At 45.1% G+C, this 6075-nt stretch carries 7 protein-coding genes; all 7 read right to left on the bottom strand.

Features of this window, described 5'->3' with window-relative positions:
- Positions 1-433 precede the first annotated feature (433 nt).
- Positions 434-856 carry a F0F1 ATP synthase subunit epsilon gene (locus MJ761_RS09865; RefSeq protein WP_037407095.1) on the bottom strand — a complete coding sequence of 141 codons (423 nt, stop codon included), beginning with the start codon at positions 854-856 and terminating at the stop codon, positions 434-436.
- 10 nt (positions 857-866) lie between these two features.
- Positions 867-2264 (bottom strand): F0F1 ATP synthase subunit beta, encoded by a 1398-nt coding sequence (gene atpD, locus MJ761_RS09860; RefSeq protein ID WP_093092281.1) that lies wholly within the window; start codon positions 2262-2264, stop codon positions 867-869.
- A gap of 33 nt (positions 2265-2297) precedes the next feature.
- Positions 2298-3173, bottom strand: coding sequence for a F0F1 ATP synthase subunit gamma (gene atpG, locus MJ761_RS09855; protein ID WP_093092283.1), 876 nt, complete (start codon positions 3171-3173; stop codon positions 2298-2300).
- Between the two features lie 24 nt (positions 3174-3197).
- Positions 3198-4745 (bottom strand): F0F1 ATP synthase subunit alpha, encoded by a 1548-nt coding sequence (gene atpA, locus MJ761_RS09850; protein WP_093092285.1) that lies wholly within the window; start codon positions 4743-4745, stop codon positions 3198-3200.
- A gap of 10 nt (positions 4746-4755) precedes the next feature.
- Positions 4756-5292, bottom strand: a complete 537-nt coding sequence (locus MJ761_RS09845) for a F0F1 ATP synthase subunit delta (protein WP_093092287.1) — start codon at positions 5290-5292, stop codon at positions 4756-4758.
- A gap of 4 nt (positions 5293-5296) precedes the next feature.
- Positions 5297-5767: a F0F1 ATP synthase subunit B gene (locus MJ761_RS09840; RefSeq protein ID WP_037407086.1), complete on the bottom strand. Its 471-nt coding sequence runs from the start codon at positions 5765-5767 to the stop codon at positions 5297-5299.
- A gap of 64 nt (positions 5768-5831) precedes the next feature.
- The gene (gene atpE / locus MJ761_RS09835; RefSeq protein ID WP_025331627.1) at positions 5832-6062 is read right to left on the bottom strand and encodes a F0F1 ATP synthase subunit C; all 231 of its coding nucleotides are present in this window, start codon (positions 6060-6062) and stop codon (positions 5832-5834) included.
- Positions 6063-6075: the final 13 nt, after the last annotated feature.

Below are 6075 nucleotides of genomic sequence, written 5' to 3'. Positions count from 1 at the left end.
TCTCTTTGAATCAGTGTGAGGCTCAATCGCACTCACACTTATCGGTAATCTGTTCTGTTAAAGAGCGTTGCTTTTGACTGCGTTCTACTTTAAACTGGTTAGTTCTTTCGTATCGCGTCATCAGCGAAGAAAGCGAACTATACGCCTCGCTCTAAACCCTGTCAACTACTTCTCGCTTTTATTTTTCGATTTCTCTTCAGATGACTGTTTTTTAATCCTAAAATTTTATCTAATTTTGAGACTATTCTTTTTTTGGGGATATCACATATTGATGAACTTTAATTTTCTATGAATTTGGAAATTATTTAGATGATTACTCTGTACCAGCATTTGATTATATATTTATTGAAATTATAAAAGCCCGAGTAATACTCGGGCCTTAAACATTTTCTTGCAGCAATCGGATAGTTTTTCTGACTGCTTTAATGAATGCTTATTTTCGATGAGTGCGCAGATAATCCAGCGTTTTCAGTTGGGCAATTGCCGCAGCTAAAGCCACATGCGCCTTAGCTAAAGAAACATCATCTTTAGCCTCATGGATACCGGACTCGGCTATTTTTTTAGCTTCTTCGGCACGTTGCTGATCCATTTCTTCACTGCGAACGGCCACATCTGCTAAAAGTGTTAGCTTGTTCGGTTGCACTTCCAGAACTCCACCAGATACTGCTACCAGAATCTCTTGTTTCTGATTAGGCACTGTCAAACGCAGGGTACCCGGACGCACCAAGCTCATAATGGGTTCATGGCGAGGATAAATACCCAGCTCACCTTCAAGAGTTGGCACAACAACAAAGCTGGCCTCTCCTGAATAGATGTTCTCTTCATTACTCACCACTTCCACTTGCATGGTACTCATCAAGCGCTCCTTAATTTAGGGTTTTCGCTTTTTCAGCAGCTTCTTCGATATTACCTACCATATAGAAAGCCTGTTCTGGCAGGTGGTCATATTCACCATTCAGAATTGCTTTAAAGCCGGCAATGGTGTCACGCAGGGATACATATTTACCCGGTGCACCGGTGAACACTTCGGCTACATGGAAAGGTTGCGATAAAAAGCGCTGGATTTTACGTGCGCGGTTCACGGTCAATTTGTCTTCATCAGACAATTCGTCCATACCCAGAATGGCAATAATATCATTCAGCTCTTTATATTTTTGCAGAGTGGTCTGTACGCCACGTGCTACGTCGTAATGTTCCTGACCAATCACCGCCGGATCAAGCTGACGTGAGGTTGAATCCAGAGGATCCACAGCCGGATAGATACCTAAAGAGGCAATATCACGACTCAATACTACGGTAGCATCCAAGTGGGCAAATGTTGTCGCTGGAGACGGATCTGTCAAGTCATCCGCAGGTACGTATACAGCCTGAATAGAGGTAATTGAACCCGTTTTGGTAGAGGCAATACGCTCTTGCAAACGACCCATTTCTTCGGCCAGTGTTGGCTGATAACCCACAGCAGACGGCATACGACCTAACAATGCTGATACTTCGGTACCAGCCAAGGTATAACGGTAAATATTGTCGATGAATAACAATACATCGCGACCTTTACCATTTTCGTCTTTTTCATCACGGAAGTATTCCGCCATGGTCAAACCAGTCAAAGCTACGCGTAAACGATTACCTGGTGGCTCGTTCATCTGACCATATACCATTGCCACTTTGTCTAGTACGTTGGAATCTTTCATCTCGTGATAGAAGTCATTACCCTCACGAGTACGCTCACCCACACCCGCAAACACAGACAAACCGCTATGCGCTTTGGCAATGTTGTTAATCAGTTCCATCATGTTTACGGTTTTACCAACGCCGGCACCACCGAAGAGACCAACTTTACCACCTTTGGCAAACGGGCACAGCAGGTCAATCACTTTGATACCAGTTTCAAGTAATTCGGTAGAGCTGGACAGTTCATCAAATTTTGGCGCTTGCTGATGAATGGAACGGGTAGTACTGGTATTGATTTCACCAGCTTCATCAACAGGATGCCCCAGTACGTCCATAATTCGCCCCAAAGTAGCCGTACCTACTGGTACGGTAATCGGAGCACCGGTATTGACTACGGCCATGCCTCGTTTCAGGCCATCAGATGTACCCATCGGAATAGTACGTACGATACCATCACCCAGTAACTGCTCAACTTCGAGAGTCAAATCGGTATCAACTAGTTTAAGAGCGTCATACACATTGGGAATGGAATCATGTGGGAATTCAACGTCCACTACCGCACCAATGATTTGTACGATTTTGCCTTGGCTCATTATCGTATCCTAAGTTTATTTGGCTTGCACTGCTTAAACGGCAGCAGCGCCAGCCACAATTTCTGACAACTCTGTGGTAATCGCTGCCTGACGCGATTTGTTATATACCAGACGCAATTCTTTAATGGCATTACTCGCATTATCGGTAGCAGCTTTCATTGCTACCATACGCGCGGCCTGTTCGGCAGCCATGTTTTCAGATAAGGCTTGATAAACCACAGACTCTAAATAACGGCGGACTAAAAATTCTAACACTTGCTGTGGTGAAGGTTCATACACGTATTCCCAGCCATATTCCTTGCTTTCGGACACCTGATCCAGAACGTTCTGCCCGATTGGCAGCAAAGTTTCCAAACGAGGTTCCTGACGCATGGTATTGATAAAGCCAGAATAAACCAGATAAATTGCATCCAGTTTACCTTCGGCATAACGCTGAAAGATTTCCGTTAATGGACCTAATAATGTAGCTACTCTGGGTGTATCACCCAGACCCACAGCACTGGCAATGACATTCAAACCCACTCGGTTGCAGGCTGCTAACCCTTTGCTGCCCAGACATACAACTTCGGCATCCAGACCTTGCTGATTGCATTCCTGCACTTTACTGAAAAATGCTTTCAGGATATTGGCATTCAGACCACCACACAAGCCTTTATCGGTAGTAATAACAATGAAGCCAACTCGCTTACTATTATTAGTGCTACGCAATAAAGGTATGTTATGACTGGAATGGGTTTGTGCCAGATGGCTCATCACCAGACGAATTTTATCGGCATACGGACGCGCCTGGCGCATCCGCTCCTGAGTCTTTCGCATTTTGGAGGTTGACACCATTTGCATCGCTTTGGTGATCTTTTGGGTATTTTGAACACTGCGAATTCTGGTGAGAATCTCTTTTCCTACTGCCATTTCAGACTCCTTTCAATGACACGCTTATGCCTGAAAGCTGTAAGACGATTTGAAGGTCTTCATGGCGTTGTCTAATGCTTTGGCATTATCATCGCTCAAGGCACCGGTTGCATCAATGTCTTGCAATACGTTCGGACACTGGGTACGCACATAGCCTAGAAATTCTGCTTCAAAGCCTAATGCATTTGACACTGGTACATCATCATAAGAACCGTTGTTTATCGCCCACAAAGTCAGAGCCATTTCCCCTGTACTTAGTGTACTGAACTGTTTTTGTTTCATCAGTTCTGTCACTACTTCACCATGACGTAGCTGTTTGCGGGTTGCTTCATCCAGATCAGAAGCAAACTGTGAGAATGCAGCCAGTTCGCGATACTGTGCCAGAGCCAGACGAATACCACCACCCAGTTTCTTGATGACTTTGGTCTGTGCTGCACCACCTACGCGGGATACTGAGATACCGGCATTAATAGCAGGACGGATACCAGAGTTAAACAGATCCGTTTCGAGGAATATCTGACCGTCAGTGATGGAAATCACGTTGGTTGGTACGAATGCAGATACGTCACCAGCCTGTGTTTCAATAATCGGCAGCGCGGTTAATGAACCTGTTTTGCCTTTTACTGCACCTTTGGTCAACTCTTCTACTTCATGTGCATTAATGCGGGAAGCACGTTCCAGCAAGCGTGAATGCAGATAGAATACATCACCCGGATAAGCTTCACGACCGGGCGGACGGCGCAATAACAAAGAAATCTGACGGTATGCAACAGCTTGTTTAGACAGATCATCATAGACAATTAAAGCATCTTCGCCGTTATCGCGAAAAAATTCACCCATACTGCAACCAGCATAGGGAGCAATATATTGCAAAGCAGCTGCTTCTGAAGCGGTAGCAGCAACAATGATGGTGTGCTCCATCGCGCCATGCTCTTCCAATTTGCGTACTACGCTGGCAATAGAGGAAGCTTTCTGGCCGATTGCTACATAAATACAGATTACGCCGGTATCTTTCTGGTTAACAATGGCATCTAAAGCTACGGCGGTTTTTCCTGTCTGGCGGTCACCAATAATCAACTCGCGCTGGCCACGACCAACCGGTACCATTGAATCAATGGCTTTCAAACCAGTTTGCATGGGTTGATCCACAGACTGTCGAGCAATCACACCTGGAGCTATTTTTTCTACCGGAGCTGTGTGTGAGGCATTAATTGGACCTTTGCCGTCAATCGGGCGACCCAGTGCATCAACCACTCGGCCTACCAGCTCACGACCTACCGGCACTTCCAGAATACGACCGGTACAGGTTACTTCATCACCTTCTTTAATATGTTCGGATTCGCCCAGAATCACGGCACCTACAGAATCGCGCTCTAGGTTCATGGCGAGACCAAATGTATTGCCGGGAAACTCGAGCATTTCACCTTGCATCACGTCTGACAAGCCATGAACGCGCACAATCCCGTCAGTTACAGACATTACGGTACCACGTGTACGTAATTCTGTATCTACGTTCAGGTTTGCGATTTTGGCTTTAATCAAATCGCTAATTTCAGCAGGATTAAGCTGCATGAAAACTCTCCTAATTCATCAATGCCGTATGCAGGCTATTTAATTTACCTTGCACCGACAAATCCAATACTCGGTCACCAACTTCTACCTTTATGCCACCAATCAATTCTGGGGCAACCACCTGATGTGCTCTCAACCGACTGTTGAAATGGGCTTCCAGATCCACAACAATTTGCGTAAACTGCATTTTATCAATGGGATAGGCTGTATATATGGTGGCTTCTTTTATGTCGTTAAGAGACAAAGCATAGTCTTGGAATAACGTATAAATTTCTGGCAAAACTGTTAAGCGTTTGTTCTGCGCCAACAGAAAGATGAAGTTTTTCAATTCATCAACAGGCGTAAAATCCACTAAAGACAGGATTTCTTTTGCCTTTTCTGTGTATTCGCATTCCGGTTCGTCAATCAATAACTGAACCTTAGGTTGCAGGATAATTTCAGCCAGTGTTTTTAGTTCGTCCAACCAAGACTCAATCTGATTCTGTTCTTGCGCCAGACTGAATAGTGCCTTGGCATATGGTCTAGCTATGGTTGCGAACTCAGCCATGGGATTACAGCTCCTGTTTCAGGTTCGCTAGTAAATCAGCGTGACGTGAAGGGTTAACTTCGCTGCGCAGGATAGATTCGGCACCTTTAACAACCAAATCTGCTACCTGCTGACGCAGTGCTTCACGGGCTCGATTGGCTTCCTGCTCAACGTCAGATTTTGCCTGAGCTATGATGCGGGCAGCTTCTTCCGATGCCTGTGTTTTGGCATCTTCAACAATCTGTGCGGCACGCTTTTCCGCATTGGCCACCATTTCGGAGACCTGACTGCGGCCCTCGGCCAAGATATCAGCAACACGTTTTTCCGCCTGAGCAAAATCGTTTTTTCCACGTTCGGCAGCAGCCAAACCTTCGGCAATTTTGTCGGCACGGGCATCAAGTACTTTGACGATGGGTGGCCATACGAATTTCATCGTAAATAGCACAAACATGACAAAAACGAGCACTTGTGCAATTAGGGTTGCGTTGATATTCACGATTAAACCTTTAGAATTTGTGTTTATTAATTAAAATAGTTAACAACCAGCAAATCCAAGTTTATCAGCCGCCGATTTTGGCGAAGTACAAGAATGATACGCCCAAGGAGATAATGAACGCAGCATCAATCATACCCATGATAATGAAGAATTTACCCAGCAATGAGTTCATTAATTCAGGCTGACGGGCAGAAGATTCCATGTATTTTGCACCCAGCATACCAATACCGATAGAGGCACCCATGGCAGAAATACCAATCATCAAACCACAAGCGATAGCGATTAAACCACCCATTTACTTCACTCCT

The organism is Snodgrassella communis (genome assembly GCF_914768045.1).
GTDB lineage: Bacteria > Pseudomonadota > Gammaproteobacteria > Burkholderiales > Neisseriaceae > Snodgrassella > Snodgrassella communis.
Note: the sequence above shows the minus strand (reverse complement) of the source record. Positions and strands in the feature narration are given on the sequence as shown.

Excerpts from the sequence above, each read along its gene's own strand:
- MJ761_RS09845 (WP_093092287.1), bottom strand. The coding sequence starts at position 5,292 with ATGGCTGAGTTCGCAACCATAGCTAGACCATATGCCAAGGCACTATTC.
- MJ761_RS09865 (WP_037407095.1), bottom strand. The coding sequence starts at position 856 with ATGAGTACCATGCAAGTGGAAGTGGTGAGTAATGAAGAGAACATCTAT.
- atpA (WP_093092285.1), bottom strand. The coding sequence starts at position 4,745 with ATGCAGCTTAATCCTGCTGAAATTAGCGATTTGATTAAAGCCAAAATC.
- atpG (WP_093092283.1), bottom strand. The coding sequence starts at position 3,173 with ATGGCAGTAGGAAAAGAGATTCTCACCAGAATTCGCAGTGTTCAAAAT.
- atpE (WP_025331627.1), bottom strand. The coding sequence starts at position 6,062 with ATGGGTGGTTTAATCGCTATCGCTTGTGGTTTGATGATTGGTATTTCT.
- atpD (WP_093092281.1), bottom strand. The coding sequence starts at position 2,264 with ATGAGCCAAGGCAAAATCGTACAAATCATTGGTGCGGTAGTGGACGTT.